Genomic DNA, 26715 nt, shown 5'->3' on the forward strand with positions numbered 1-26715 from the left:
AAGCGGCGCGCGGAGCAGCGCTCGTGCAACCCGTCAGGCCGCGCGACGCACTGCGTCCTGCTGCACCAACCGCAACCGCGGAGGCACGTCCGCCAGGGTTTCGCCCCGATGCGACAGCAAACGCAGACCGCCGTCGTGGCCTTCGGCCAGCGCGGTCAGGCTTTCGACCCAGTCGCCGTCGTTGGCATAGACCAGGCCGTCACGCTGGATCAGCGCAGCGCGATGGATATGACCGCAGACGATGCCGTCGAGTCCGCGCTGCTTCGCATCGTCGAGCCCGGCCTGCACATAGCGCGCGATGTAGCGCTCGGCCGCACCGCTGCGGCGCTTGAGGAACTCGGCCAGCGACCAGTAGCGCTGGCCCAGGCGCTGGCGCAGCAGGTTGAGCCAGCGGTTGCCGCTGAGGATGCGGTAGTAAAGCCAGTCGCCGAACCGCTCCTGCAGGCTGCCGAAATGGGTGATGGCGTCGTAGTCGTCGCCATGCGTCACCAGCAGGCGGCGACCATCGGCAGTGGTGTGGACCGCGCGTCTGCGCACGCGCATCGCCGGCAGTACCAGGCCGCAGAAGCGGCGGATCGGGCGGTCGTGGTTGCCCGGAACATAGACGATGACGGTGCCGGCGCGGCGCAACGCATGCAGCGCCTCGACCACGCGGTTCTGCGCCTGTCCCCAAGCCGCGCGCCGCTGCGCCATGTACCACAGGTCGACGATGTCGCCCACCAGGTACAGGCGCTCGCACGACGTCGCTTCCAGGAAGCCTGCGAGCTCGGCCGCGTGGCAATGGCGCGAACCCAGGTGGATGTCGGAGAGAAACAGCGTCCGGTGCTGTTTCGTGCTCATGCCAGGGTCGCTCCGGGTTCCAGATAGCGCCTGCGCTTGCGCGGCTGCAGACGCCCGAGGTCGACTTCGATCAGGCCGTCGATGCTGTCGCTGAAGGCCGGATCCACGCCGAAGGCGAGGAAGCGCGCGCCTCCGGGCTCGCACAGCTCGGTGTATTGCTTGTAGAGCATCGGCACCGCCGTACCGAGCGCGGCCAGGTTCGCTTTCAGCACGTCGAAAGCAGTCCCGGCATCCATGTCGCCAAAGCGCGTCAGGGCGGCGAAATAGGCGAACGGACGCAGCGCGCTGGCGTAAACCGCCTCGCAGCCGTAGTAGCGCTGGTAGTAGGCGACGATCTGCTCGCGCGCCTGCGCCGGCAATGCCGCGCTGATCGAGACCGCGCCGAACAGGTAGCGCACGCCCGGGTAGCGGCGAAGATAGGCGCCAATGCCCTGCCACAGGTAGTCCAGGCTGCGGCTGCCCCAGTAATCGGGAGCGACGAAACTGCGGCCCAGTTCCATGCCCTGCGCGATGCGTGGAATCGCGTCATCGGCGTAGCGGAACAGAGAGGCGGTGTACAGCCCCGCCAGGCCGCTACGCGCCAGCACCCGCGCACCACGCGCGAGGCGATAGGCGCCGGCGATGCGACCTGCGTCTGCGTCCCAGACCAGCACGTGCTGGTAGTGCTGGTCGTAGACGTCGAGGTCGCGGCTGCGTCCGGTGCCCTCGCCGACCTTGCGGAACGCGTATTCGCGCAGTCGCCCCAATTCCTGCAGCAGGGCTTCGCCCAGCTCCGGCGCGCAGGCTTCGGGGTCCAGCAGCCGGATCTGCTTGCCGTCGCTGGTCCCGCCCAGCAGTTCGGTCGCCGCGATGGCCCGCCGCAGGATCCGGTCCTGGATCGCATCTGCGATCGGTTCGGGCCAGGTCGTCTGCCGCTGTCCTAGGCCCAGCCGATACAGCGCCTGACGGACGCTGCGGACCGCTGTCGCGATGTCGGCTCCATCCTCGAGCCTCATCGGCTTGCCGATATGCAGACGCAGGGGCCGGTTGCGGCGCGCGAACATTTCCCGTGCCAGCAGCGCGGTGCCCGCAGGCTTGAAGATCGCCGACGTGCCGTAGAACAGGGCCGAATTGCGCGCTGCGATCCGCACCGGCAGGACCGGCGCGCCGGTCCTGCGCGCGAAATGGGCGAAGCCCTTGCGCCAGCGACGGTCGCGCACGCCGCCCGGCCCCAGCCGCGAGACTTCGCCCGCGGGGAACACGATCACGCATTGCCCGTCGTGCAGCGCCTGCTCGACCGCGCGCAGGCTGTCCGGATCGGCGCGCCCGCCGAACACCCGCACCGGCAGCATCAGGCCGGCCATCGGCGCCAGCATCGACAGGACGTCGTTGGCGACGATGCGCACATCCCGCCGCACGCGGCCGACCGCATGCAGCAGGGCCAGGGCGTCGAGCGCGCCGGACGGATGGTTGGCGACGATCAGCAGGCGTCCGCGGGTCGGAATGGCCGCCAGGGCCGTCGGGTCCACCTCATAGCGCAGCTGCAGAAAATCGAGGGCGGCATCGAGGAAGGCGGCGTCGCGCAGATGCCCCGTCCGCTGCAGGAAGGCTTCGATCGCGTCGAACCTCGACCAGCGCGCGACCCCGCGCAGCAACGGCCCGGCCATCCTGCCGCGATGGCCGCGAAACCAGTGCGGGAAGCGCTGTTGCAGACGGTCTTCGAGCAACGGCATGGCTAGGGCCTGTCCGGCGTACTCCAATAGCGTTAAGAGGCCTTGTGGGTCGGCCCCGGTTGGCCGGCAGCCTGCGCCGGCCCGGCGACAGGTCCGTTGCGAAATTCGGGCAGTTACGTGACAGGCCCGGCGCTTGTGGGAGCGGCTTCAGGCGCGAATGCAGTTCACCGGAAGTCGGCCCGGGGCATTCGAAACCAGGAACCTGCCCAGGACTTGATTCGGGGCGCTCCCTACCAGACAGCGCATTCGCGACCGAGGTCGCTCCCACAGCCCGGTCGCGCGAGGGTTTAACCGCCCGGAAACGGGCGGGCCGGCACTATGCGAGCCCTGCCTCGGCCTGTATCATTCGCGGCCATCTTTTCATCCAGATTGAAGGATATAGCCGATGTCCAGCTACCTGTTCACCTCCGAATCGGTGTCGGAAGGCCATCCGGACAAGATCGCCGACCAGATCTCCGATGCCGTGCTCGACGCGATCCTGGCCCAGGACAAGCGCGCGCGCGTGGCCTGCGAGACGATGGTGAAGACGGGCGCTGCGATCGTCGCCGGCGAGGTCACCACCAATGCCTGGGTCGACATCGAAGAGCTGACCCGCAAGGTCATCAACGACATCGGCTACGACAATTCGCGCGTCGGTTTCGACGGCCATACCTGCGCCATCATCAATATGCTCGGCAAGCAGTCGCCGGACATCGCCGCCGGCGTGGACGGCACCAGCAAGAAGGCCAAGAAGCCCGAGGAACAGGGTGCAGGCGACCAGGGCCTGATGTTCGGCTATGCCTGCAACGAGGCGCCCGAGTACATGCCGGCGCCGATCTATTACAGCCACCGCCTGGTCGAACAGCAGGCCAAGGTGCGCAAGAACGGCAAGCTCAAGTGGCTGCGCCCGGATGCCAAGAGCCAGGTGACGCTGCGCTACAACGACACCGGCAATACCATCGTCGGCCTGGACGCGGTGGTGCTGTCGACCCAGCACGATGCGGACATCAAGCAGAAGGACCTGATCGAGGCGGTGCGCGAGCACATCCTCAAGCCGGTGCTGCCGAAGAAGTGGTACGAGTCGCTGCCCAAGAACAAGGTGCACATCAACCCGACCGGCATCTTCGTAATCGGCGGCCCGGTGGGCGACTGCGGCCTGACCGGGCGCAAGATCATCGTCGACACCTACGGCGGCATGGCCCGCCACGGTGGCGGCGCATTCTCGGGCAAGGATCCGTCGAAGGTCGACCGCTCGGCTGCCTACGCCGCGCGCTACGTGGCCAAGAACATCGTCGCCGCCGGCCTGGCCGACAAGTGCGAGGTGCAGGTGTCGTACGCCATCGGCGTCGCCGAGCCGACCTCGATCTCGGTCACCACCTTCGGCACCGGCCATATCCCGGACGACCAGATCGAGAAGCTGATCCGCAAGCACTTCGACCTGCGCCCGTACGGCATCGTCAAGATGCTCGACCTGATCCACCCGATCTACCAGCGCACCGCCAGCTATGGCCACTTCGGGCGCAAGCCGCAGGAAGTCAGCTACACCGACGGCTCCGGCAAGAAGCACACCGCCACCGCGTTCTCGTGGGAGAAGACCGACAAGGCAGACGAGCTGCGCAAGGCGGCGAAGTTGAAGTAAGCGTAGGGCGGGCCCAGGCCCGCCATGCGTGCGTAATGAAACAGCGTCGGGCCCAGGCCCGACCTACGCCCGTCGAGGGGCGCTGCAACTCCGGGGCCATCGCGTTCCGGAACCAGGCTCGGCGAGGTCGACGCACCAACGGCGCCCGTTAATGCAAGTCCCCGATGCGCGGACTTCCAACAACGGAGCAACACTGATGAACGCACAGCTGAAGACCTTCTCCCAGGACGGCGACTACAAGGTTGCCGACATCTCCCTGGCCGACTGGGGCCGCAAGGAAATCGACATCGCCGAGCACGAGATGCCCGGCCTGATGTCGATCCGCCGCAAGCACGCCGCCGCCAAGCCGCTCAAGGGCGTGCGCGTGACCGGCTCGCTGCACATGACCATCCAGACCGCGGTGCTGATCGAGACGTTGAAGGACATCGGCGCCGACGTGCGCTGGGCCTCTTGCAACATCTTCTCGACCCAGGACCACGCCGCCGCCGCGATCGCCGCCTCCGGCACGCCCGTGTTCGCATGGAAGGGCGAGTCACTGGAGGAATACTGGGACTGCACGCTCGACGCGGTGACCTTCCCCGGTGGCAAGGGCCCGGAGCTGGTCGTCGACGACGGCGGCGACGTGACCTTGCTGATCCACAAGGGCTACGAGCTGGAACAAGGCTCGAAGTGGGTGGATGAGCCGGCCGCCTCGCACGAGGAAGGCGTGATCAAGGCCCTGCTCAAGCGCGTCGCCAAGGAACGCCCCGGCTTCTGGACCAATGTGGTCAAGGACTGGAAGGGCGTGTCGGAAGAAACCACCACCGGCGTGCATCGCCTGTACCAGATCGCCGAGCAGGGCAAGCTGCTGGTGCCGGCAATCAACGTCAACGATTCGGTCACCAAGTCGAAGTTCGACAACCTCTACGGCTGCCGCGAGTCGCTGGCCGATGGCCTGAAGCGGGCGATGGACGTGATGCTGGCCGGCAAGGTCGCGGTCGTGTGCGGCTATGGCGACGTCGGCAAGGGTTCGGCGCATTCGCTCAGGGCCTACGGTGCGCGCGTGATCGTCACCGAGATCGATCCGATCTGCGCGCTGCAGGCGGCGATGGAGGGCTTCGAGGTCAAGACCGTCGAGGACACCCTGGGCACCGCCGACATCTACGTCACCACCACCGGCAACAAGGATGTCCTTACCTTGCAGCACATGCAGGCGATGAAGGACCAGGCGATCGTCTGCAACATCGGCCACTTCGACAACGAAATCCAGGTCGATGCGCTGAACGCGTCGGGCGCCACGCGGCTCAACATCAAGCCGCAGGTCGACAAGTACACCTTCGCGGCCCCTGATGGGAGTGCAGGTAACTCGATCTTCCTGCTGGCCGAAGGCCGATTGGTCAATCTGGGCTGCGCCACCGGCCATCCCAGCTTCGTCATGTCCAACAGCTTCTCGAACCAAACGCTGGCCCAGATCGACCTGTGGGCGAACAAGGACAAGTACGAGAAGACCGTGTACCGACTGCCCAAGGCGCTGGACGAGGAAGTCGCACGGCTGCACCTTGAAAAGATCGGGGTGAAGCTCACCAGGCTCACCAGTGAGCAGGCCGATTACCTCGGCGTGGCGGTGGAAGGCCCGTACAAGCCGGATCACTACCGCTACTGAGTCACGCCTCGGCAGGGGCCGTTGCCTGCAACGACTCCGCGGCCGCCGGGACCGCCTCGACGCGGTTCCGGCCGCCGACCTTGGCCCGGTACAGGGCCGCATCGACATCGCGATACAGCGCGTCGCCATCGGCATGGCGTCCTGGGTCGAACGCCCCACAGCCGATGCTGACCGTCACCGCGGCTTGCCCCCCTTCCGGCAGCGGCAGCGGCACACGCTCCAGGTCATGGCGGAAGCGTTCGCCCCGCACGCACGCGGCGGCTCCGTCGGCTTCCATCACCACACCGAACTCCTCGCCGCCCAGACGCACGCATAGGTCGCCATCGCTGGCGAAATGCTGGCGCAGCCTGTTCGCCACCGCGACCAGGCAGGCGTCGCCGGCGTGATGGCCGAGGCTGTCGTTGATCCGCTTGAAGTGGTCGATATCCATGATCAGCAGCGACACTGCCCGCTGGCCAGCGCGTTCGACTCCGCGCGCCAGCGTGTCGGCGAATTCGCGACGGTTCGCCAGGCCGGTCAAGCCGTCGATGCGGCTCTGTTTCTCGAACAGGTCGCGCTGCTGGCGCAGGTCCTCTTCCAGTTCCAGGCGCGTGCGGTACTCGCCGTGGCTGCGACGCATGACCAGCAGCATGTACGCGGTATAGACCGCCCACATGCCCGCCACGCTGGGCGCGACATCGCGCCATAACAGCACCAGGCTGGGCAGCATCACGCTGGCGATGGCCAGCACGGCGGGCAGGCGCCGCATGCACAGCGTATGCGCGACCGCCATGCCGAACGCGCCTGAGAACAGCAGCGCCACCAGCGGCGCAGGCTCGGGCAGCTTCGCGGAGGCCCAGACGCTGAAGATGCCCCAGGCGATGGTGGTCGCCAGAACGACTGACCAGATCTTGCGCAGGCCGTGAAGGCTTGCGGCTTCGTCGCTGGATGCGGGCGCTCGTACTGCAACGCGCAGCAGCGCAAGCGCCACAAACGCCGCAGTCGCCACCATCGCCGCGACGCCATGCCCAGGCCCGCCGGCGATGAAGGTCAGCGCGACCGCGACCGGATAGAAGAACCCGCCCAGCCGGGCGCGCTGCCGCGTTTCCAGCGTCTCCTGTGCGAGCAGGTTGCGCGAACGCAGCGCGGCGCGGGCCTGGATGAATGCATCGAGTGGCATCGTGAAAGAACAGAGCGTGGTCGGTGGCCTGTGAACCAAAGCAAGAACCACGCCAAGGCCTCACTCCCTGCCCGCGCAGGGTGCGGACGCAGGCCGCTGAAGTGTTTCTATTCATCGCGATGAAGAGATAGACTATGGCCATATTCCGGGCAAGGCGCCTGCATGATCCCGATCAGTTTCGAGTTCTTCCCGCCCAAGACCGATGAACAGCGCGCCCAGCTCGACAAGGTGGCGCAGAAGCTCAAATCGATCGGGCCCGAATACGTCTCCTGCACATTCGGCGCCGGCGGCTCGACCCTGGACTACACCCCCGAGACCATCGACCGCCTGCACAACCAACACGGCCTGGACGCAGCGCCGCATATCTCCTGCGTGGGCGGTACCCGCGCCGAGCTGGGCGCGCTGCTCGACCGCTACCGGCAGATGGGATGCCGGCGCCTCGTCGCGCTGCGCGGCGACCTGCCGTCGGGCATGGGTCATGCGGGGGAATTCCGCTATGCCAGCGAGCTGGTGAGCTTCATCCGCAAGGAGCACGACGGCTACTTCCACATCGAGGTCGGCGCCTATCCGGAGACGCATCCGCAGGCCGAACACGCGATGGCGGACCTGCAGGCGTTCAAGGCCAAGGTCGATGCCGGTGCCGATGGAGCGATCACCCAGTACTTCTACAACGCCGATGCCTACTTCCGCTTCGTCGACGACGCACGCAAGCTGGGCGTGGCCATCCCGATCGTTCCCGGGATCATGCCCATCTCCAACTTCAGCCAGCTGCGTCGCTTCTCGGAAGCCTGCGGCGCCGAGATCCCGCGCTGGATCGGCAAGCGCATGCAGGCCTACGGCGATGATGTCGATGCCATCCGCGAGTTCGCCGCCGACTTCGTCGCCCAGCTGTGCCAGCGGCTGATCGACGGCGGTGCACCTTCCCTGCACTTCTACACCCTGAACATGTCGAAGCCGACGCTGAACGTCCTGACGCGACTGGGCTGAATCGTGGCGCGAGGCGCCTGCGACGCCTACTTCCTCTGCCGAAGCCGCGGCGCTAGGCTGCGGCAATGCCGCCACCGGAACTTCTGCTGCGCAGCCTGCTGCTGCCCTTGCTGCTGGCGGGAGCGTTGTGGCCCGCGCATGCACACGCCCAGGTACGCCGCTGTGCAGGCCAGACGGGCGAGGCGATCTATACCGACCGCAACTGCACCGATATCGGCGCCGTCGATCGCCTGATGCGCGCACCCGGCGCAGGCTATGCGCCCAGCGCCTATCGCGGCGGCTGCTCACGACGGCTAAACGAACTCGTCTACGGCCTGAGCAGCGCGATCGATGCGAAGGACGTCAACCGCCTGGCCCTGCTGTACGACTGGGCGGGCATGTCCACGCGCCAGGGCTACGCCGTCATGGGGCGGCTGGAAGGGATCGTGAGACGCCCCTTGGTCGACATCCTGCCGATCTATCCACGGCCGCCGCCGATCATGGCCGAAGACGGCACGGTGTTCGACACCAACGCCGATGGCTATTTCCCGCAAACCAGGACACACCAGGCACCAGTCGGCCTGCGGCTGGAACAGACCTTCGGCAATGGCGTCACGCCATCGCGCACCGTATTCGGCCTGCGCAAGCGGCTGGGGTGCTGGTGGCTCAGCCTGTAGCGCACGCTCACAGCAGGGACACCAGCCGGTCGAGCGCTACCTGCGTCTCCTTGCGCTCGAGATGGGCCTCGGCAGTGCGGTGCAGACCCATGAGGTTGGTCTGGTCGACGCTGTCGAAGTCATCGTAGCCGCGGGTGAGCGGTGTCTGCAGGCGGAAGTAGGCCCCGTTGCCGAGAATCTGGCCGGCGATGTAGTCGACCGAATCGGCCGAACCGTCGAACAGCACGTCGATGATCGGGATCGCCCATTCCAGCGGCCCCCAGCTCGTCGCCTCGCGCTCGGAAATCGGCCGCGTGGCCTGCCCGGTACCCACGGACAGCAAGACGATGTCCTTGAGGCTGGCGTCGTCGTTCAACCGCACCGCCTCGGCAATGGCGCAGGCGGTCGGGTTGTTGGCGACCACGCCGCCGTCGATCAGTGCACGCCGCCTGCGTTCGATCGTGGCTAGGTGCGCGGGAAAGTAGGTCGGTGCGGCGGTCGCGGCGCGACACACTTCCCACAACGGAATGTCCGCATGCTCAGGCTTGAAACTCTTGAAGAACAGCGGAGTGCGCGCGACCGTGTCGTAGGCAATGGCCATCGCGCGCGGGGCGACGCTACCAAGGGTGCGATCGGAGAACACCCGCTTGAGCACCCGTTCCAGGCCCTTTGGTGAATAACGTGGCGCGGATAGGCCCTGGGTAAAGCTGCGGGTCACGCGCGACCACAGGCGTTCGGCAGCGCCGGGGAACACGTCGTCGCCGAAGTGCTCGTAAAGCGTCGTGATGTCCTTTGCAGGCATGCCGCTCGCCAGGCCCATCGCGATCAGGGCACCCGTCGAAGAGCCGGCGATGAGGTCGAAATGTTCGTGCAAGGCCCCCTTGCCTGCCGCGTGCAGTTTCGCCTGCAGCGCCTCCAGCCAGATCGCGCTGACCAGGCCGCGGATGCCACCGCCATCGAGGGTCAGGATGCGTTGCACGCGCATCGTCGGGGTTCCGGCTTGCGTCGTTTCCGGGGTTCCGGCTTGCATCTTTTCCATGGATTCGAGTCTAGGGCTCGGCCGACGCACGGACTGAGACGCAAGCTAGAATGTCGCGCTCACGTGAGGAGGCTCCATGGCCCAGCCCTACCCCGAGAAGATCTGGCATAACGGCTCGATCAAGCCGTGGGCGGAGGCCACCACCCATGTGATGGCGCACGCGCTGCATTATGGCTCGTCGGTGTTCGAGGGGATCCGCTGCTACCAGACGCCAGAAGGCCCGGCGATCTTCCGGCTCAGCGACCACAACCGGCGCCTGTTCGCCTCGGCGAAGATCTACGACATGGCGATCCCCTATTCGCTCGACGAGGTCAACGCCGCCTGCCGCGAAGTGCTCAGGGCCAACGACTTCAGCACCGACTACCTGCGCCCGGTGGCATTTCGCGGACTGGGCGGATTCGGACTTTCCGCCGATACACCCACCGACGTTGCGGTGGCCACCTGGAAAATGGGTCAGTACCTGGGCGCCGGCGTGCTGGAGGAAGGCATCGACGCCTGCGTCTCGAGCTGGCAGCGCTTCGCACCCAATACGATTCCGGCGGGTGCCAAGGCCGGCGGCAACTATCTGTCCGGGCAACTGGTCGCGCGCGAGGCCCGCCGACTCGGCTTCGGGGAAGGCATCGCGCTGGCCTCGACCGGACTGCTGAGCGAAGGCGCCGGCGAGAACCTGTTCCTGGTATTCGACGGCGCACTGCACACCACGCCGGTCAGCGCGGCCCTGCTCAACGGCATCACCCGCAACAGCATCATCGCGCTGGCGCGCGACGCCGGCATCGAGGTGATCGAACGCGACCTGCCGCGCGAATACCTGTACCTGTGCGAGGAATTGTTCATGTGCGGCACGGCGGCCGAGATCACCCCGATCCGCTCTGTCGACGGGCGCCAGGTCGGCGCCGGCCGGGCCGGGCCGGTGACCCAGCAGCTGCAGCGGCTGTTCTTCGGTCTGTTCGACGGTACGACGCCGGACAGGCATGGCTGGTTGGAACCGGTCTAAACCGCTTCTCGAGGTCCGTGATTCGGTAGGTCCGAGGTTGCTCCGCTCTGACGATCGTGCCACTGGAGATCTGAGGCTTTCGCCTTACGGCGCCCTGCTCTCTTTGCTGGTGCACTGCGCCGAAGGCGCAAACGGCGAAGCCGGGCCGAAGGACGAGCACCGCAAGTGCGTCAAGAAAGTAGGCAAAGAAATCCGGCGGCCAAAGACGTAACTCTGCGCTTACGAAACCAGCACAATTCGGCCTTCGGGCTAAGAGCTTTCGCCTGAAGGCGACCTACTTTCTTTGCTGGTGCCAAGAAAGTAGGCAAAGAAGGCACCCAGTGGATCCAGGACGCTCAAGGGATGTGGATGCCGAAGGAATTTTCGGACTCGCCATCCTGGCCCGATCCGAAAACGGCGGCCATCCATGGCCGCCGCCCCTCCGGGGTTTCGAACGTTAGTGGCGACTGGCGGAGCAAGAAAGTCAAAGGCTGAAGAGCCGAAACGACTCGCTCATCAAAACGCGCCTGCGGCTCATGGCTCTACCATGCTTTTGACCTTCCCAACGCTGCGCATGCGACCCGCATCCGAACACCCGGAGGGCGGCCGGCATGGATGCCGGCCGTTTTCGGATCGAGCCATGGATGGCGAGTCCGAAAATGGCGATGGGTTCCGGCCGGCTTGAATGAAGTGGATCCACCTGGGTGCTTTCTTTGGTTACTTTCTTTGCACCAGCAAAGAAAGCAACTCGCCTTCAGGCGAAAGCTCTTGCGATGCTCAACTCGCTGTCCCTGAAACAGGCTTCGCCTTTCACTTCAACTGAAACCTGTTGAGCCGGGCAGGGAACCAAGGCACGCCACAATTCCCTCGCTCCCCTCACGTACGGCGCCTTCCGGCTCACGTCTCCGGCGTGAACGACAACGTCGCCACCACGCCTTGTTCTTCGCCCGGCACCACACGCACGTTCCAGTCGTAGAGCGCACACAGGCGGCGCACGATCGACAGGCCGATGCCGCCGCCCTGCGTGTGTTCGGCATGGGTGCCGCGGTAGCCGCGCTCGAACAGCTTGGCCGCATCCTCCGCCGACAGCCCGGGGCCGGAATCGATCACCTCGACCGCGTTGTCGCGCAGGCGCACGACCACCTCGCCGTGGTTGGTGTACTTGACCGCGTTGCCGACCAGGTTGCCCAGGGCCACGGTCACCGCGGCTTCGGGAGCATCCACGATCACCTTGCCCGGCTCACCCTCCAGCCGCAGCACCAGCGGCTTGCCGCCGAGCTGCCCGCGGTGCGCGTCGAGCTGCTGTTCGGCGATCCTGGCGATATCGGTCGCGCCATGGCCGCGCTCGTTGCGCGAGAGCAGCAGCAGCGCGCTGATCAGATCGGTGCACTGGCGTTCGGCGCGCTGGATCCGCTCCAGCCGCATCCGCGTCTTGTCGTCCAGGTCGGCTTTGGACAGCAGCAGTTCGACCGCGCCCTTGATCACCGCCAGCGGCGTGCGCAATTCGTGGCTGACGTCGGCGTTGAACTCGCGATCGCGCTTGACCACCTCGGTCAGGCGCGTGGCGTAGTCGTCGAGCGCGCGCGCGAGCTCGCCGACCTCGTCCTCGGCGAAATGCGGCGCCAGTCCCTCGGGCTGGCTGGTATCGCCCGAGCGGCGCAGGCGCTGCGCGAGTTCGGAAACCGGGCTCATCACCCGCGACGCGGCCCACCAGCCCACGAGCAGCGAGAACAACGAGAACACCAGCACCGAGCCATAGATCGCGCGCTGGAATTGCGCCTCGCCACGGGCGGCCTGGGTCATGTCGTAGGCGAGGAAGAACCATTCGTTGGGCGTCTTGCGCACCGCCAGCTTGTAGGCGAACGAACTGCCGTCCGGGTTGGTGCCGCGGATGCTGTGGATGCCGTCTGGCAGCTCGTACCAGTCGGGCTGCTCGATCCGCAGCTCATCGAAGCGATCGCGCCTGACCACGCGCCCCAACATCTGCTGCACGCCGAACTCCGGCTTGCGCTCGGGGTCGGTGAAGTACTGGCGCGCGTACTCGGTGATGTTGCGGTTCATCACGTCTTCCACCAGCTGGTCCTCCACCCGGTTGCGGGTCCAGTTGGTGGCGAACGCGAACAGCAGGGTCAGCCCGGTGCCGAGCAGCAGGAAAGACAGAATGATGCGGCTGCGCAGCCGCCGCCGGTATTGCGGTCTTCGGCGCGAGGCGCCTCTGGCGTCGGCTGACATCAGGCCCTAGGCGTTCGCATCGGGCGCGGCGATGCGATAGCCGATGCCGTGGCGGGTCTGGATCAGCTGCGTGGGAAAGGGCTTGTCGACCACGGCGCGCAGGCCGTGGATGTGCACGCGCAGCGAGTCCGAATCCGGCAGCTCCTCGCCCCAGACGCGGGTTTCGAGCTCCTGCCGGGTCACCACCGCGGGCGAGGCTTCCATCAGCGCCTGCAGGATCTTCAGCGCGGTTGGATTGAGCTGCAGCAGCCTGCCCTCACGCCGGACTTCCAGGGTATCAAGGTTGTATTGCAGGTCGGCGACATCCAGCACCCGCGTCTGCACGCCCTTGCCGCGGCGCGACAGGGCGTTGAGCCGCACTTCCACTTCCTGCAACGCGAACGGCTTGATCAGGTAGTCGTCGGCCCCCGAATCGAAACCGGCCAGTTTGTTGTCCAGGGTGTCGCGCGCGGTCAGCATCAGCACCGGAGTCTGCTTGCGCGCCTCGTTGCGCAACTTGCGGCAGACCTCCAGTCCGTCCATGCCCGGCAGGTTGAGGTCCAGCACGATCGCGTCGAACTCATGTACCACCGCCAGATGAAGCCCGGTCACGCCGTCGGCCGCGAAATCGACCGTGTGGCCGCGGTCCTCGAGATAGTCGCCAAGATTGGCGGCGATGTCCTGGTTGTCTTCGATCACGAGGATGCGCATCGGCGGTTCCTGTCTGGGTACGGGGGGCGGGTGGCCAGCGAAGGGCTCGCATGAGACCGGACCACGTTGCGGCAGTTCCATTGCAGCCGCGTCGTAAGGATTCTGGCACAGCGGCAGGGGCAGACGCGCGAGCGTACGGCCAAAACAAAGACCCAAGCGAGAAGCCCGCTTGGGCCAAGGGAATTGCCCCGATTGACCGTGTCTGCACGCCTTGCGGCGGGTACCACTGGAGAGAGCGCAGAACTCGGTCCAGACAGACTACGCAGGCTGCGATTAAACCCCTGTTAAACCGGCCGTGAAGACCTGGTTAAGTGCGGCGCTGCCAGCGCCTCCCCACGTGCCGAACCTCGGCGGATGCGGCCAGGTGGTCGATGATCCGGCCCGCGATGTCCACGCCGCTGGCCTCCTCGATGCCCTCCAGCCCCGGCGATGCGTTCACCTCCAGCACCAGAGGGCCGCGCCGTGACCGGATGAGGTCCACGCCGGCAATGCCCAGCCCTAGTACGGCCGCTGCACGCACGGCGGTATCCCGTTCGGCGTCGCTGGCCTGCACCGCCTTGGCGGTCCCACCCCGATGCAGGTTAGAGCGGAAATCGCCTTTGGGCGCCTGCCGGCGCATCGTGGCCACCACGTCGCGGCCCACGACGAAGCAGCGCAGGTCCGCACCCCTGGCCTCGGCCACGAATTCCTGCACCAGGAAATTGGCGTAGAGCCCGCGCAGCGCCTCGATCACGCTGCGCGAGGCCGACGGTTTCTCGGTCAGCATGACCCCGGCGCCCTGGGTACCTTCATTGAGCTTGATCACGTGCGGCGGCGGCCCGAGCATCGCCAGCAGGTCGGCGGTGTCGTCCGGGTTGTCGCCGAACACCGTCGCCGGCAGGCCGATGCCCTGCGCCGCCAGCAGCTGATGGCAGCGCAGCTTGTCGCGCGCGCGCGCGATCGCATCCGATGGATTGGGCGTGTAGCTGCCCATCAGCTCGAACTGGTGCACCACCGCGCAGCCGTAGCGCGTGATCGAGGCACCGATTCTCGGAATCACCGCGGTATAGCCGGAGATCGCCTGCCCCTTGTAGCGCATGGCGAACCCGCTGGAGGCGATATGCATATAGCAACGCAGCGGGTCGAGCACCCGTGCGGTATGCCCACGCTCGCGCGCGGCCTCGACCAGCCGCCGGGTGGAATACAGCTTACTGTTGCGCGAAAGGATGGCGAGTTTCATGGTGTCCCGGGGAGTGCCGAGCCGCGTCGGACGAAGGAGCGTGCCGGATCGACGGTGAACGCGCCTTGCAGCGCGGTCCGCCCCACCAGCATCGGGAACAGCATGCCGCAGCGATCGGTCAGATTGATTTCAACCGTCCGCTCCAGGCCGGCGATGCGTAATGCGGTGCGGATGAAAACACGGCGCGTCCGGTGGCCGCCGGAATCGGCGACTTCGCGCTCATCGTGGATCGGCGCGATGGCTTCGTGCACGTGCGACTGCCGCCGCCGCGGCCGCAGCCGGAAGCCCACCCAGGGCGCGCCGGCTTCGACGAACCGCCACTGCGCATCGACGTGCAATGACGAACTGCGCGCACCCGTGTCGATCTTCGCCCGCAACGATGCGATGCCGAGTTGCGGAAGCGCAATCCGCTCCCGCCACCCGATGACCAACGGCAATAACCCGTCGGATGCAGCAGCAAGGCCGGGCGGCGCGATCGTGGACATGGCACCTGCCTCGGGCCGCGAGCGGCGCTGCGTTCGCGGAAAACAAAGGCAGCGGACCGTGTCGATGCCGCTGCCTTCGGGATGGAGCGGGTGATGGGAATCGAACCCACGCTAGCAGCTTGGGAAGCTGCAGTTCTACCATTGAACTACACCCGCTGAACCACTCACAATTGCAGGCGCGAGTCTATGCCCGCCCCGATCGGTTGGCAACCGCGCTCCGACACATTGTGGTTGCGTCTGGCGGCGCAAAAAACAAGGCCCCGCAGGGCCTTGTTTGTCCGGCGCATTTCGGTGCGAGGCGGTCAGAATCCGCCACGCAGACTCAGGAAGACACTGACATCGTCGCCGCCCTTGCGCCCGACGCTGACCGAGCTGCCACCGAGCAGTTGCATGCCCCACAGCCCGGCCCGGGCGCCAAGAGTGAGCGTTCCGAAACTGTCGTCGAACTCCACGCCCGGCACCGCGTAGGACAGCGATCCCGGGATCGACTGCGCCTGCGCGTGCGCCTGGTCGGCGTAATCCTCGAATTCGCGGTCCCAGGTCGCGCGCAGGAATGGGGCGAAGCTGTCCATCGCGTAACTCATCTGCCAGCCGGCACTGCCGATCAGCGAATCGAAGCTCTGTTCGGGAAAGGCGAGCGACGTGGATTGCGAAGGATTGTCTTCGGCGAAGCTGTCGATCTCGATGCGCTGGGCCACCAGACCCACCACCGGACCGTGTTGCAGCGCGCCGTCGCCGAAGTTCCAGCCGGCGCTGACCGCAGCGCCGAGGTTTTCGCCGTCGACCGAGGTTTCGTAGCTGCGCGTGGCAGAGCCCAGCCGCACCTTGCGATCCAGGTCATAACCGAGCTGCGTATAGCTGAGCTGGCCGCTGACCCAGGCGTTGTCGTTGCTCCAGCCGATGTAGCCGCCCAATGTGGTGTCGTCCTGGCGGAAGTCTCCGCGGCGCAGACCCCAGTCCATGATCTGGTGGCTGTAGCCACCGAACGCTCCGTAGACCAGGTTGCCGCGGGCCCAGTCCACGCCCACGGTCAACGCGCCGCCGCCGCCGTCGTACAGGTCGGCCGAAGAGCTCGGTCCGTAGCGCTGGGAGTCGTACCGGCCGCCGACCCACCAGCGCGCGGCGTCTTCGTCCTCGACCCGCGCAAGCATCGACTGGGTCGCGACCGTGTCCGCGCGCGAGCGACCCACGGTAGCCGCCACGTGCGGCAGGATCGCCACCTGGCGCGGTCCTTCGATCATGGACACGGCCAGATCCGCGACCAGTTCGTGCGCGCGGGTGGTCGGGTGCACGCCGTCGGCGAACAGATAGGTATTGGGCGCATCGGGGCTGACGTAGCTAGCCGGATTGCAGGTCAGCGACTGCGCGGTGACCTGCGGCTGGCAGGCAGTGCCGGTAATGTTGCTGAAGCCGTATTCGGCCGGACTGGCGGCGACCTCGCGCAGGAAGGTGAAGGTATCGACCGGAATCACGCTCAGGCCGCTCTGGGCCAGGCCGCCGAACAACGCGTTGTTGTATGCGGTGGACAGCGCGGTGCCGCCTGCCATTCCGGCCGGTCCCTGCGCACGGAAGGAAGGCGTCAGGCCCAGGTCGGGCACGGTCGGCACCAGCACGTACTGGGCACCGGCGGCCTGCAGCGCGCCGACGATCCCGATTTCCGCGGTGACCGCGCCGACCACGATCGCCTGCTGCTGCGCCGGGTCGGCCGTGGCCGCGGCCGCGAACAGGTCGTTCGCGCCGCCCCAGACCGAGTACAGCGCGTTGGCATCCGCCTGGCCACCGTTGGCAGCCAGATAGGCGTTCACCTGGGTGGCCAGCGACGGCGTGTAGCCCAGCCCGCCGATCGTGTCCTGGCCGACCCGCGCACCGCCAACGGCGTAATTGGTGCCCGTGCCCGGGGTGGGCGTCGCGCCGGTCGCGCCCCATGCCGTCGAGGCGTCGGTGCCGTAGTAATCGGCCAGGTATTCCGACCAGACCAGGCCCGGATTGGTGGTAAACCGGCCGAGCACGGCGGCGGCGGGATTCTGCTGCACCAGCAGTGGGCGGAAGAACCCGGCGTCGCTCAGGCTGTCGCCAAAAAACACCGTCTGCGAAAACGTGCCGTCCTGCGCCAAGGCAGGCGTTGCCGCCAGCGCAAGCGCTGCGGCCAGCAGCGAACGGATCGGCCGGAACTTCATTTGCATGTCCTACTCCTGAGGATTGATCTTGAAGATCGATCTGGTCCCGGCATGGATACGCCGCCGGATGGTCGCGCATGGTTTCACGAAAACATAACGTTCTCAATCGTGCAGTGCGTCATCCACAATGGTGCCCATGGACATCACCTTGAACGGCGAAGCCCGCCACTTCGATCGCAGCCTGCTCACCATCGCCGCCCTGCTCGACACCGAAGGCCTGGGCCAGCGCCGGGTGGCCGTCGAGGTCAACGGCGAGATCGTCCCGCGCGGGCGCCACGCGACCCATGCGCTGCAGGCCGGCGACCGGGTCGAGATCGTGCACGCGCTGGGCGGCGGCTGAGCCGTCCCGGAAAGCGGATGAGCGGGCAAAAAAGAACCCCGGCCTCGCGGCCGGGGTTCGAAAGCATTCAATGGGCTGTCAGCGGCCGGCGATGATGCTGGCCGGCGACACCGAGCAATGGCCCGGACCGGTCTTGCCCTCGTTGTAGCTACCGAGGATCCCGGCCAGCGCGATCGCGTTGCTGCGATTGGTCGCATTGCTCCACCAGGCGTCATTCGGGTTGATATGCGCCCGGAACATGGCTTCGGCCTGGGTGATCGCCGATGCCACCTGCGCGGTCGTCCCCGCACCCGCGAGCGTGTTGAGCTTCGCCGCGATGTACTGGTGCGCCAGCAGGTAGTAGGCGTTGCCCTTCGGCGGAGTCCACATGACCTGGATGTAGCTGTAACCGCTGTTGTAGGTCGCGTCGATGAAGGGTGCGTTCTCGTTCAACGCGCCCGCTCCGTCGATCAGGTCCCAGGTCTTGTCGCGCTTCCTGGCGAACTGGGGCTTGGGCGCGTACTTCACGTGGGTCTTCCAGTACCCCTGCGTGTAGGTGCAACCCGGCAGCTTGCACAGCTTGGGCACGTTGACGCTGATCATCGCCAGATCGTGCTTCTGCTGGTCGTTGGCGAAGTCGACGAACAACTCGTTCGGCACCTGGAAGCGACAGGTCATGTCGGCCACCTGCGCCGGCTTGATCCAGCTGGCGTGGATGTCCAGGCTGCCCAGGACGATGACTCCGTTGGTGACCGTCCCGGTCACGTAGCGGGTGGTCGTGGCGCAGATGTTGCTGGCCACCGTCCAGCCGAAGCCCGCACCCAGGTTGAGCCCCAGCGCGCTGTCGTTGAACAGATCCTTCATGGTGGCGCACGCGTCGGTCTCGGTGGGCGTCCCGTTGAAATTGAACGCCGCCTGGTTGGACGTGTAGATCGACGTCCCGTTGCACGCGCTCGGCACGCCAGCAGCGGTGTAGCACTGCCGCGGCCGGTTCAACTTCGCCAGGTTGTATCCACCCGTCTTGTCGGTCACCGCCGCGCTGTAACGGCAGGTCAGCGAAGTGGCCGCCATGGTGGTGCAGGTCGGCACGACCGCCTGCGTCGTCGCATCGCTGAAATGCAGCGTATCCGACGGCACTGCCGGCGAGAACACCGGTGTTGGCGCGCCCGCCATCCATGTGGCCTGGATGTCACCGTACACCCGGAAGTCGCTTTCGCTCTGCACCGTGCGCGTGGCCTGCAGCCGATAGACCGTGTCGTAGAAACCGGTCGGTTCCAGCGTGAGCACCGCGTTGTTGCATAGCGCGAAGCCGTTGTACGGGCTGCCGTCGCTGATCGGCGCTGCCAGGCAGGTGCCCGGGCTCTGCACCCGCGCGTCGGCCAGATCCACCACGACCTTCTTGTCCGCGCTCCAGTCGTAGTCGCGCTTGAAGCTGGTCTTGGCCGCCTTCTTGAGGATCACCGTGTGGCATTGCACGTCGACGCTCGCGCTGCGAACGATCGGCGTTGCGTTGCCATAGGTGCCGGTGGCGGTATTGTCGATCTTGAAGCCGTACTCGGCCTTCTTTGCCGGGTCGCAGGTCGCCGTGCCGGGGTAGTTCCATGTGCCCGAATCGGCGAACACGTGCTGGCCGGCCATGGTGTCGTCCACGGTCAGGGTGTCGCCGGTCACCACCGGTGCCGCAACCGTAAAGGCCTGGTCGAACGACAGCGGATAGGTCTTGCTGCTGTCGGCCTTGGTCAGTTGCACTTCGACATGGTTGGAGCCGTTGTCGAAGGCGACGTTGGGATAGGCCTCCGGATCGATGGTCACCGAGTAGGGGCACTTGAACACGACCCCGTCGCCGGCCACGTTGTCGGCCGCACACGCACCGACGGTCGCCGGGAACTGCGCGGCACCGAAGCTCACCACGTCGCTCACCACCGGCGCCAGGAATGCGCGTTCGGCGGCATCGCGGATGGTGATCACACCGGACACGGTCACGCTGTTGTCGGCTGCACTGCGCGTGGCTTCCACGGTATAGCTGAGTGCGTGGCTGTCGCCATCGAACAGGCTCACGGCCGTAGGCGTGACCACCTTGGTCATATCCCACGTGTACTTGCGCGTCGCCTTGCCCTTGGCGGTCTTGTCCACCGTCGGCAGGGCGAAGCAGCGCCAGTTGACCGCGGCGCTGTCGGACACCATCTTCGGGCCGGTCGCGCTGCTGTAGGTACCGAGCACGGTGTTGACGCGCTGGTTGTCGCCCGGGACCGGGCACGCGACATTCATCGGATAGCTCCACGGACCATCGGTCGGGAACGTATGGTCGGGGTTGGCACCGAGCAGGTCGTCGTCCACCGCAAGCGTGTCGCCGTAGCTGGCATTGGGAGCCGCCGCGAAGACCTTGCCTGGTGTGGTGTACGACAGGACGGTGTCGGCGCCGTTGAAGCTGAGCGTGACCTCGACCTCGTTGACCACGGTATCGCCCGCGGCGATGCCCGGATATGCCGCGCTCTCCAGCTCGATGGCGTACTCGCAGTGGTAGATCGCGCTGGTCGCATCGCTTACCGGATCGCAATCGAACACGCTGAACGGGCCGTCGTCGGCCAGGGTGGCGACGAATACGTTGCCATCGACAGTCAGCGTGTCGGTGACCGCCGCCAGGGCGTAGCCACGCTCGAGCGGGTCGGACACCACGATGTCGCCTTCCACCCGGAAGCGCTTGCCCTGATTGATCGGGGTTGCGACCACGTCGTACTGCACCGCGGCGTTCTCGCCCACATCCAGGTCGAAGCTCACCGACGGCTGCCCGTTGACGGTCTTGACCAGCTGCCAATCCTGCCAGCGCTTCCAGCTCAGGTCCGCCGACTTGGTGACGGTGGGCTGCGGGTCGATGCAGAAGTCGACATGGCTGATGCCCTGGGTGATGTTGGTCGGCGAATCGAGGTCATCGTCCTCGTCCGCGGGTCCGGTGTACTCGTTTTCCGGATTGGGCCAGCCCAGCGCCTGCAGCGAGGCCACGTTCGGCGGACGCACATAGGCATAGACGCTGGCGGTCTGCTTGTCGCCGCCGCTGCCGGCCTTGACGATGACCCCGTTGACACCGAAGGTCGAGGTGAAGTTGATCGAATTGCTGTCGCCCACCACGTCGGTCACCGTGATGGTGCCGGCGAAAGCGAGCGCGCCGCCCGGAGCGGGGCCTCCATGCGCCACGGCCACGCCGGTGCCCGTGCCCGACAGGGGAAGATAGATGTCCCACACGCCCACGCCCTTGTCGTCGAGGCGCACACCGATGGGATAACCAAGGCCGAGCGTCTGCGCGCCTCCCGCGGTGCATTCCACCGGGTTACCGGTTTCCGGCTGCAGCGGCAACGCGAAGTAGACCGGATCCACGTCCGGCCCGATGTCGCCCACGGCGGCTACGGCGCCGCCGAGTGCGGCAACGCCGAACGCCGCCCATAGGGCGGTCTTTCGCCAATTCGAACGCATTGAAGTTCTCCCGTCGATCGAGGCGTCTGACGACGCCCGATGTACGCCCCTCGGCGGCCCGGCCGTGCCTGACGGCACCCGTTGGCTTTGCGGCCCCGGCTCACGCCGGGTGTGCTCTGGACGAGACCCAGTTCGACGCGCCGACGGGCGGTCCCTGGGATGAATCGGCTGGTGCCGTTGGCCTGCCTGGCCGCCGCGAGCGCTGATGCGTCGGGCGTTCCACCAGCGGACCGTGGTCCGCAGACAGTTCGCTCACATGGCCCGACGTCATTCGCCCCGGCAACCGGCCAGCTTTTGTACGCTTTCCGCGCCCGCACCGATGGCAGGCCACATTTCGGCGACCGGCGGCACTGTTAAGATTCGTGCATGAATGAAGCGGCGCAACCTGACCCGGCGGACCTGCTGCACATCGCCGGAAAATCCTATGTCTCGCGCCTGTTGACGGGCACCGGCAAGTTCCGTGACCTGAACGAAACCCGTGCCGCGACCGAGGCTGCCGGCGCCCAGATCGTGACCGTCGCGATCCGCCGCACCAACATCGGCCAGAATCCGGGCGAGCCGAACCTGCTCGACGTGCTGCCGCCCGACCGGTACACGATCCTGCCCAACACGGCCGGCTGCTACACCGCCGAGGACGCGGTCCGGACCTGCCGGCTCGCGCGCGAACTGCTCGACGGCCATGCCCTGACCAAGCTCGAGGTCCTGGGTGATCAGAGAACACTTTTCCCGGACGTCGTGCAGACGCTCAAGGCCGCCGAACAACTGGTCGCCGACGGCTTCCAGGTGATGGTCTATACCAGCGACGACCCGATCCTGGCCAAGCGACTCGAGGAAATCGGCTGCGTGGCGGTGATGCCGCTGGCCGCGCCGATCGGCTCGGGCCTAGGCATCCAGAACCGCTACAACCTGCTCGAGATCATCGAGAACGCGAAAGTACCGATCCTGGTCGACGCCGGCGTCGGCACCGCCTCGGACGCGGCGATCGCGATGGAACTGGGCTGCGACGGCGTGCTGATGAACACCGCCATCGCCGGCGCGAAGGATCCGGTGCGCATGGCACGCGCGATGCGGCTGGCCGTGGAAGCCGGGCGCGATGCGTACCTGGCCGGGCGCATTCCGCGCAAGCGCTACGCCAGCGCTTCCTCGCCGGTCGATGGCATGATCGGGTGATGTCGTGGAAGCCGATGGCATGCAGTTGAACCGCTCCCGGCGATGACCGACCCGTTCTCCAGCCTGGGCGCCAAGGCACCACCCAAGCCCTTCACCGCCACGCCGGGCGAGCGCCGGATCCGGAGTTTCGTGCTGCGACAGGGTCGCTTCACGCCGGCCCAGCAACGGGCTTTCGATGCGCTGTGGCCGCGCTTCGGCCTGGACTACACCGGCGTCGCGCGCGATTTCGACGCCGTGTTCGGGCGTCACGCGCAGCGCGTGCTGGAAATCGGCTTCGGTAACGGCGAGGCGCTGCGTTTTGCCGCGCAGCACGATCGCGAACGCGACTACATCGGCATCGAAGTGCACGCCCCGGGTGTCGGACGCCTGCTCAATGCCTTGGCAGAGGACGGCAGCGACCACGTGCGGATCTACCACCACGACGCGGTCGAGGTGCTGACCCACGAATTTGCCGACGGCTCCGCGGATGCAAGCGGGGCGGATGCAAGCGGGCCGGCTTCAAGCGGACTCGACGAGATCCGGATCTACTTCCCCGATCCGTGGCACAAGAAGCGCCACAACAAGCGCAGGCTCGTGAACCCGGCATTCGCCGCCCTGCTCGCCCGCAAGCTGCGCCCCGGCGGTCGCCTGCACCTGGCAACCGACTGGCAGGACTACGCCGAGCAGATGTGGGACGTGCTCGATGCGACCCCCGGCCTGCGCAACATCGCCGGCCCGCGTGGACACGTGCCGCGCCCCCCCTGGCGGCCGCAGACCCATTTCGAAAGCCGCGGCCAGCGTCTGGGGCACGGGGTATGGGACCTGCTTTACATCCGGGATTCGGGATTGGGGATTCGGGATCCGGAAAGTCCTGACCGTGTCGGATCATCCGTCTTCACCAATCCCGAATCCCGAATCCCGAATCCCGCCGCCTGATGGACACCCTCATCCTCACCAGCGACATGAAGCTCGTGCTCGGGCTGGTGGCGCTGACGATGGTGATGTTCCTGTTCGAGCGCGTGCGCCCCGACCTGGTCGCGCTGGTGGTGCTGGTGCTGTTGGGCCTGACCGGCCTGGTCGGCGCCGAGGACCTGTTCAACGGCTTCTCGGGCAACGCGGTGATGAGCGTCATCGCGACGATGATCCTGGGCACGGGGCTGGATCGCACGGGTGCGCTCAATCGCCTGGCCGCGTGGCTGCTGCGGCGCGCCAAGGGCGTGGAGCAGCGGCTGCTGCTGTTCACCAGCGCCATCGCCGGGCTCAACTCTTCGATGATGCAGAACCCTTCGGTGATGGCGCTGTACCTGCCCGTCGCCTCGCGCCTGTCTTCGCGTACCGGCCTGCCGCTCTCGCGCCTGCTGATGCCGATCGCGGCGGCGATCCTGATGGGCGGCGGGCTGACCATGGTCGGCAATTCGCCGCTGATCCTGCTCAACGACCTGCTGGTATCGGCCAATGCCAACCTGCCCTCGGGCGTGGCCACGCTGGAGCCGATGAACATGTTCGCGCCGCTGCCGATCGGCGTGGCCCTGCTGCTGGCATCGCTGGCCTACTTCCATTTCTTCGGCGAGAAGTTGTTGGCCGAGGACGGCAGCGATGGCGGCGTGACCCCGGCGCGGACCCAGAGCTATTTCGCCAAGTCCTATGGCATCGAAGGCGACGTGTTCGAGCTGACGGTGACCGCCGACAGCCCGCTGGTGGGCATGTCGATGGGCGAGGCCGAGGCGCTACACGGCGCGCCGCTGCTGCTGGCGCTCAAGACCGGCAACGAGTCGCGTCTGGCACCGCCCGCCGACAGCCGCATCTGGGTGGGCAGCGTGATCGGCGCCATGGGCTCGCGCCAGCAGGCGCTGGATTTCGCCCAGAATCACTTCCTCAAGCTCAATTCACGGCTGCGCGAGTTCGGCGACCTGTTCAACCCGAGCCGGGCCGGCATTTCCGAGGCGGTGGTGCCACCCACGTCCACCTTCATCGGCAAGACCCCGGGCGAACTCGAGCTGCGCAAAAAGCACGGCATCAGCCTGCTGGCGATCAACCGCGACAAGGAAGTGCTGCGCGATGACGTGCGCAATACCAAACTGCGCGCGGGCGACATGCTGGTACTGCACAGCATCTGGCAGGATCTGGCGCGGACCGCGGCCAGCCGGGATTTCGTGGTAGTCACCGATTATCCGAAGGGCGAGCAGCGTCCGCACAAATTCAAGATCGCGATGACCATCTTCGCGATCACCATGCTCCTCGCGCTGTCCTCGCGGATCCCCGCCTCGGTCGCGCTGATGACCGGGGTGGCCGGGATGCTGGTCACCGGCGTGCTGAAGATGGACGAGGCCTACGCGGCGATCAACTGGAAAACCGTGTTCCTGATGGCCTGCCTGATCCCGCTGGGTTGGGCGATGGATTCCAGCGGCGCCGCGGCCTGGGTCGCGGGCCACACCATCGAGCGTTTGCCGCAGGGCCTGCCGGACTGGATCCTGCAGCTCGCCGTTGGCCTGCTGACGACCGCGTTCTCGCTGGTGATCAGCCATGTGGGCGCCACCATCGTGATGGTGCCGCTGGCGATCAACCTGGCGCTGGCGGCGGACGCGAACCCCACCGCGTTCGCGCTGATCGTGGCGCTGTCGGCGTCCAACAACTTCATGACCCAGTCCAATCCCGTGATCTCGATGGTCGCCGGCCCAGCCAACTATTCCGCGCGCGAACTCTGGCGCGTCGGCGGGCCGCTCTCGCTGATCTACACCGCCGTGGTCGTGGTGATGGTCAACATGCTGTTCTCGCAATGGTGGTTGCGGCTGTTTTCGTAGGTAGCGCGGTGGGCGATGCCGGCAGCAGCCGACCTGTTGAGGCGGCACAGCCCGCGCTACGGTTCCGACCCTGGTGCGGGCCCGCCCAGCCAGACCTGGCCGTCGTGCACTTCGACCGGCACCGCGCGCAAGGCGTCGCCGCGGCAGGGGCCGGCGACGCAACTGCCCTGCTCAAGCTCGAACGATGCGCCATGCGCCGCGCACACCAGCAGACCGTCCCGGCTGAGCAGGAATTGCCCCGGCGCCCAGTTCAGGCGGCGCCCGGCGTGCGGGCAGACGTTGAGCCAGGCGCGCACGGCGTCGCCGCGCCGGTGCAGGATCAGCGATTCGGCGTCGCCCCCGAGCACCGCTTCGACTTCGAGCAGGGCGCCGTCCTGCAGCCTGTCCAGCATTGCCAGCGGACACGATCCGGCCATCGGTTAACGAACTCCTTACATTCGGCGCGGGTCGCAGCCGGATACTGCGCATCCCGGCCCTGCGCCGATTGTGGCACCGCCCCCGCCATGTTTGCCCATCGCCTCCGTCCCGAGCACGTCGATGCCGTGCGCAATCTGTTCGCCCCCCGCAAGCCACGCCATCCGCTGCTGCGGATCGCCGTCGGCCTGGTCGGCCTGGCGCTGCTTGCAGTGCTGGTGGTGATCGGCCTGTTTGTCGGTGTGGCGATGCTTGCCGGCGGCCTACTGCTGCGGCTGCTGCGCACGCGCGGCCAGCCGATCGCCCGGCCCGCACGCGACTCACGCGCGGTCGAGGCCGAGTATCGCGTGGTCGGCAAGACCGCTCTGCCTTCGGGTCGCTGAGCCCGCGTGTCCGCCGACCGGGATGTCGTCCCGGCGCTACCGCTGCCCCGCGTGGCGGTGCGGGGTGGCGCCACTTTCCCCGTGCACCGCATCTACTGCGTCGGTCGCAACTTCGCCGATCACGCAAGGGAGATGGGCGCCAGCGCGCCGGCTTCGAAGGCCGACCGCGGGCAACCGGTGTTTTTCCTCAAGCCAGCCGACGCCCTGGTCGTCGACGGCGTGGTGCCCTACCCGCCCGGCACGGCTGATCTGCATCATGAAGTGGAACTGGTCGTGGCCATCGGAAACGATGCGCCTGCGGGCGTGCTCGATGCGGGCGATGCGGCTGCGCTGGTCTTCGGCTACGGCATCGGCCTGGACCTGACCCGTCGCGATCTGCAGGCGGCCGCAAAGGCCAAGGGATTGCCCTGGGATACCGGCAAGGCCTTCGACCATTCCGCGCCGGTCAGCGAACTGGTTGCAAAAGACGATATGCCCGCGCTCGCTACGTTGTCGATCACGCTCGAGGTCAACGGCGCGCGTCGCCAGCACGGCAGCCTGTCCGACCTGATCTGGGACGTGCCCGACATCCTGCACGAACTGTCCAGACTCTATGCGCTGCGTGCAGGCGACCTCGTGTTCATGGGTACGCCGGCTGGAGTCGCGGCATTGCAGCCAGGCGATGTCTTCATCGCCCGCCTGGGCGATGTCGTCGCGCTCGAAGGACGCATCGTGGGCCGTCCACAGCTGCTGTAGGCTACGATCCGGCCGCGATCTGCGGCGTCCCCCGGGAG

The 26715-nt window shown here is 66.8% G+C and carries 22 protein-coding genes, 1 tRNA gene and 2 riboswitches; of the genes, 11 read left to right on the forward strand and 12 right to left on the reverse strand.

What is annotated here, in order from left to right:
- Window positions 1–33 precede the first annotated feature (33 nt).
- On the reverse strand, window positions 34–840 hold the full coding sequence (locus tag MC375_RS00405) for a UDP-2,3-diacylglucosamine diphosphatase (protein ID WP_242101311.1): 807 nt from the start codon (window positions 838–840) through the stop codon (window positions 34–36).
- On the reverse strand, window positions 837–2552 hold the full coding sequence (locus MC375_RS00410; protein WP_242101312.1) for a GNAT family N-acyltransferase: 1716 nt from the start codon (window positions 2550–2552) through the stop codon (window positions 837–839). Before MC375_RS00410 ends, MC375_RS00405 begins: the two co-directional genes overlap by 4 nt.
- 385 nt (window positions 2553–2937) lie before the next feature.
- Here MC375_RS00410 and metK point away from each other — a divergent pair, with 385 nt between their 5' ends.
- Together metK and ahcY are read left to right on the forward strand one after the other, a co-directional pair.
- Window positions 2938–4170 (forward strand): methionine adenosyltransferase, encoded by a 1233-nt coding sequence (metK, locus tag MC375_RS00415; RefSeq protein ID WP_242101313.1) that lies wholly within the window; start codon window positions 2938–2940, stop codon window positions 4168–4170.
- 68 nt (window positions 4171–4238) lie between these two features.
- A riboswitch (S-adenosyl-L-homocysteine riboswitch) is annotated at window positions 4239–4324 on the forward strand.
- Between the two features lie 42 nt (window positions 4325–4366).
- Window positions 4367–5812, forward strand: a complete 1446-nt coding sequence (gene ahcY / locus MC375_RS00420; RefSeq protein WP_242101314.1) for an adenosylhomocysteinase — start codon at window positions 4367–4369, stop codon at window positions 5810–5812.
- A gap of 1 nt (window position 5813) precedes the next feature.
- On the opposite strand, the gene MC375_RS00425 is transcribed toward ahcY, so the two are convergent.
- Window positions 5814–6971, reverse strand: a complete 1158-nt coding sequence (locus tag MC375_RS00425) for a GGDEF domain-containing protein (RefSeq protein WP_242101315.1) — start codon at window positions 6969–6971, stop codon at window positions 5814–5816.
- Between the two features lie 162 nt (window positions 6972–7133).
- Between MC375_RS00425 and metF the strand changes: the two genes are divergently transcribed.
- Both metF and MC375_RS00435 read left to right on the forward strand, forming a co-directional pair.
- Window positions 7134–7958 (forward strand): methylenetetrahydrofolate reductase [NAD(P)H], encoded by an 825-nt coding sequence (metF, locus tag MC375_RS00430; protein ID WP_242101316.1) that lies wholly within the window; start codon window positions 7134–7136, stop codon window positions 7956–7958.
- 65 nt (window positions 7959–8023) lie between these two features.
- Window positions 8024–8614, forward strand: coding sequence for a hypothetical protein (locus MC375_RS00435; RefSeq protein ID WP_242101317.1), 591 nt, complete (start codon window positions 8024–8026; stop codon window positions 8612–8614).
- A gap of 7 nt (window positions 8615–8621) precedes the next feature.
- Here the strand turns inward: MC375_RS00435 and MC375_RS00440 are convergent, their stop codons facing one another.
- Window positions 8622–9578: a patatin-like phospholipase family protein gene (locus MC375_RS00440; protein ID WP_242101318.1), complete on the reverse strand. Its 957-nt coding sequence runs from the start codon at window positions 9576–9578 to the stop codon at window positions 8622–8624.
- 130 nt (window positions 9579–9708) lie between these two features.
- Between MC375_RS00440 and MC375_RS00445 the strand changes: the two genes are divergently transcribed.
- Window positions 9709–10626 carry a branched-chain amino acid transaminase gene (locus MC375_RS00445; protein WP_242101319.1) on the forward strand — a complete coding sequence of 306 codons (918 nt, stop codon included), beginning with the start codon at window positions 9709–9711 and terminating at the stop codon, window positions 10624–10626.
- 876 nt (window positions 10627–11502) lie between these two features.
- Here MC375_RS00445 and MC375_RS00450 read toward each other — a convergent pair.
- The 6 genes from MC375_RS00450 to MC375_RS00475 form a co-directional block, all read right to left on the reverse strand.
- Entirely contained in the window at window positions 11503–12837 is a 1335-nt protein-coding gene (locus tag MC375_RS00450; protein ID WP_242101320.1) for a HAMP domain-containing sensor histidine kinase, read from the reverse strand.
- Window positions 12838–12843: 6 nt separating this feature from the next.
- Entirely contained in the window at window positions 12844–13527 is a 684-nt protein-coding gene (locus tag MC375_RS00455; RefSeq protein ID WP_242101321.1) for a response regulator transcription factor, read from the reverse strand.
- Between the two features lie 307 nt (window positions 13528–13834).
- Window positions 13835–14746: a 30S ribosomal protein S6--L-glutamate ligase gene (rimK, locus tag MC375_RS00460; protein ID WP_242101322.1), complete on the reverse strand. Its 912-nt coding sequence runs from the start codon at window positions 14744–14746 to the stop codon at window positions 13835–13837.
- Window positions 14743–15231 carry a RimK/LysX family protein gene (locus tag MC375_RS00465; RefSeq protein WP_242101323.1) on the reverse strand — a complete coding sequence of 163 codons (489 nt, stop codon included), beginning with the start codon at window positions 15229–15231 and terminating at the stop codon, window positions 14743–14745. Before MC375_RS00465 ends, rimK begins: the two co-directional genes overlap by 4 nt.
- Window positions 15232–15313: 82 nt before the next feature.
- A tRNA-Gly gene (locus MC375_RS00470) sits at window positions 15314–15387 on the reverse strand.
- Window positions 15388–15533: 146 nt separating this feature from the next.
- Window positions 15534–17414 (reverse strand): autotransporter domain-containing protein, encoded by a 1881-nt coding sequence (locus MC375_RS00475; RefSeq protein WP_242101324.1) that lies wholly within the window; start codon window positions 17412–17414, stop codon window positions 15534–15536.
- A gap of 130 nt (window positions 17415–17544) precedes the next feature.
- On the opposite strand from MC375_RS00475, the gene thiS reads away from it, so the two are divergent.
- A complete protein-coding gene (thiS, locus tag MC375_RS00480) occupies window positions 17545–17748 on the forward strand; it encodes a sulfur carrier protein ThiS (RefSeq protein WP_242101325.1) in 204 nt (67 codons plus the stop codon).
- Window positions 17749–17826: 78 nt separating this feature from the next.
- On the opposite strand, the gene MC375_RS00485 is transcribed toward thiS, so the two are convergent.
- Window positions 17827–21195 (reverse strand): hypothetical protein, encoded by a 3369-nt coding sequence (locus tag MC375_RS00485; RefSeq protein WP_242101326.1) that lies wholly within the window; start codon window positions 21193–21195, stop codon window positions 17827–17829.
- A 49-nt stretch (window positions 21196–21244) separates the two neighbouring features.
- Window positions 21245–21321, reverse strand: a riboswitch (cyclic di-GMP riboswitch).
- Window positions 21322–21561: 240 nt separating this feature from the next.
- Between MC375_RS00485 and MC375_RS00490 the strand changes: the two genes are divergently transcribed.
- Genes MC375_RS00490 through MC375_RS00500 form a run of 3 tightly spaced genes read left to right on the forward strand, consistent with a single transcriptional unit; the run spans window position 21562 to window position 25145 of the window.
- Complete coding sequence (locus MC375_RS00490; protein WP_242101327.1) at window positions 21562–22365, forward strand: thiazole synthase; 804 nt, start codon at window positions 21562–21564, stop codon at window positions 22363–22365.
- A gap of 42 nt (window positions 22366–22407) precedes the next feature.
- Window positions 22408–23280, forward strand: a complete 873-nt coding sequence (trmB, locus tag MC375_RS00495; RefSeq protein WP_242101328.1) for a tRNA (guanosine(46)-N7)-methyltransferase TrmB — start codon at window positions 22408–22410, stop codon at window positions 23278–23280.
- The gene (locus MC375_RS00500; RefSeq protein WP_242101329.1) at window positions 23280–25145 is read left to right on the forward strand and encodes an SLC13 family permease; all 1866 of its coding nucleotides are present in this window, start codon (window positions 23280–23282) and stop codon (window positions 25143–25145) included. Before trmB ends, MC375_RS00500 begins: the two co-directional genes overlap by 1 nt.
- A gap of 56 nt (window positions 25146–25201) precedes the next feature.
- Here the strand turns inward: MC375_RS00500 and MC375_RS00505 are convergent, their stop codons facing one another.
- On the reverse strand, window positions 25202–25561 hold the full coding sequence (locus MC375_RS00505; protein WP_242101330.1) for a Rieske 2Fe-2S domain-containing protein: 360 nt from the start codon (window positions 25559–25561) through the stop codon (window positions 25202–25204).
- An 87-nt stretch (window positions 25562–25648) separates the two neighbouring features.
- Here MC375_RS00505 and MC375_RS00510 point away from each other — a divergent pair, with 87 nt between their 5' ends.
- Together MC375_RS00510 and MC375_RS00515 are read left to right on the forward strand one after the other, a co-directional pair.
- The gene (locus MC375_RS00510; protein ID WP_242101331.1) at window positions 25649–25942 is read left to right on the forward strand and encodes a hypothetical protein; all 294 of its coding nucleotides are present in this window, start codon (window positions 25649–25651) and stop codon (window positions 25940–25942) included.
- A gap of 6 nt (window positions 25943–25948) precedes the next feature.
- The gene (locus MC375_RS00515; protein WP_242101332.1) at window positions 25949–26677 is read left to right on the forward strand and encodes a fumarylacetoacetate hydrolase family protein; all 729 of its coding nucleotides are present in this window, start codon (window positions 25949–25951) and stop codon (window positions 26675–26677) included.
- The last annotated feature ends 38 nt before the right edge of the window (window positions 26678–26715 follow it).

Source organism: Lysobacter sp. M2-1 (assembly GCF_022662495.1).
Lineage (GTDB): Bacteria > Pseudomonadota > Gammaproteobacteria > Xanthomonadales > Xanthomonadaceae > JAKPBU01.

Coding starts and splice junctions, on each gene's coding strand:
- MC375_RS00505 (WP_242101330.1), bottom strand. CDS start 25,561: ATGGCCGGATCGTGTCCGCTGGCAATGCTGGACAGGCTGCAGGACGGC.
- MC375_RS00490 (WP_242101327.1), top strand. CDS start 21,562: ATGAATGAAGCGGCGCAACCTGACCCGGCGGACCTGCTGCACATCGCC.
- MC375_RS00465 (WP_242101323.1), bottom strand. CDS start 15,231: ATGTCCACGATCGCGCCGCCCGGCCTTGCTGCTGCATCCGACGGGTTA.
- trmB (WP_242101328.1), top strand. CDS start 22,408: ATGACCGACCCGTTCTCCAGCCTGGGCGCCAAGGCACCACCCAAGCCC.
- MC375_RS00510 (WP_242101331.1), top strand. CDS start 25,649: ATGTTTGCCCATCGCCTCCGTCCCGAGCACGTCGATGCCGTGCGCAAT.
- MC375_RS00475 (WP_242101324.1), bottom strand. CDS start 17,414: ATGCAAATGAAGTTCCGGCCGATCCGTTCGCTGCTGGCCGCAGCGCTT.
- MC375_RS00485 (WP_242101326.1), bottom strand. CDS start 21,195: ATGCGTTCGAATTGGCGAAAGACCGCCCTATGGGCGGCGTTCGGCGTT.
- MC375_RS00440 (WP_242101318.1), bottom strand. CDS start 9,578: ATGCGCGTGCAACGCATCCTGACCCTCGATGGCGGTGGCATCCGCGGC.
- rimK (WP_242101322.1), bottom strand. CDS start 14,746: ATGAAACTCGCCATCCTTTCGCGCAACAGTAAGCTGTATTCCACCCGG.
- thiS (WP_242101325.1), top strand. CDS start 17,545: ATGGACATCACCTTGAACGGCGAAGCCCGCCACTTCGATCGCAGCCTG.
- MC375_RS00435 (WP_242101317.1), top strand. CDS start 8,024: ATGCCGCCACCGGAACTTCTGCTGCGCAGCCTGCTGCTGCCCTTGCTG.
- MC375_RS00455 (WP_242101321.1), bottom strand. CDS start 13,527: ATGCGCATCCTCGTGATCGAAGACAACCAGGACATCGCCGCCAATCTT.
- MC375_RS00425 (WP_242101315.1), bottom strand. CDS start 6,971: ATGCCACTCGATGCATTCATCCAGGCCCGCGCCGCGCTGCGTTCGCGC.
- metK (WP_242101313.1), top strand. CDS start 2,938: ATGTCCAGCTACCTGTTCACCTCCGAATCGGTGTCGGAAGGCCATCCG.
- ahcY (WP_242101314.1), top strand. CDS start 4,367: ATGAACGCACAGCTGAAGACCTTCTCCCAGGACGGCGACTACAAGGTT.
- MC375_RS00445 (WP_242101319.1), top strand. CDS start 9,709: ATGGCCCAGCCCTACCCCGAGAAGATCTGGCATAACGGCTCGATCAAG.
- MC375_RS00405 (WP_242101311.1), bottom strand. CDS start 840: ATGAGCACGAAACAGCACCGGACGCTGTTTCTCTCCGACATCCACCTG.
- MC375_RS00450 (WP_242101320.1), bottom strand. CDS start 12,837: ATGTCAGCCGACGCCAGAGGCGCCTCGCGCCGAAGACCGCAATACCGG.
- MC375_RS00410 (WP_242101312.1), bottom strand. CDS start 2,552: ATGCCGTTGCTCGAAGACCGTCTGCAACAGCGCTTCCCGCACTGGTTT.
- MC375_RS00500 (WP_242101329.1), top strand. CDS start 23,280: ATGGACACCCTCATCCTCACCAGCGACATGAAGCTCGTGCTCGGGCTG.
- metF (WP_242101316.1), top strand. CDS start 7,134: ATGATCCCGATCAGTTTCGAGTTCTTCCCGCCCAAGACCGATGAACAG.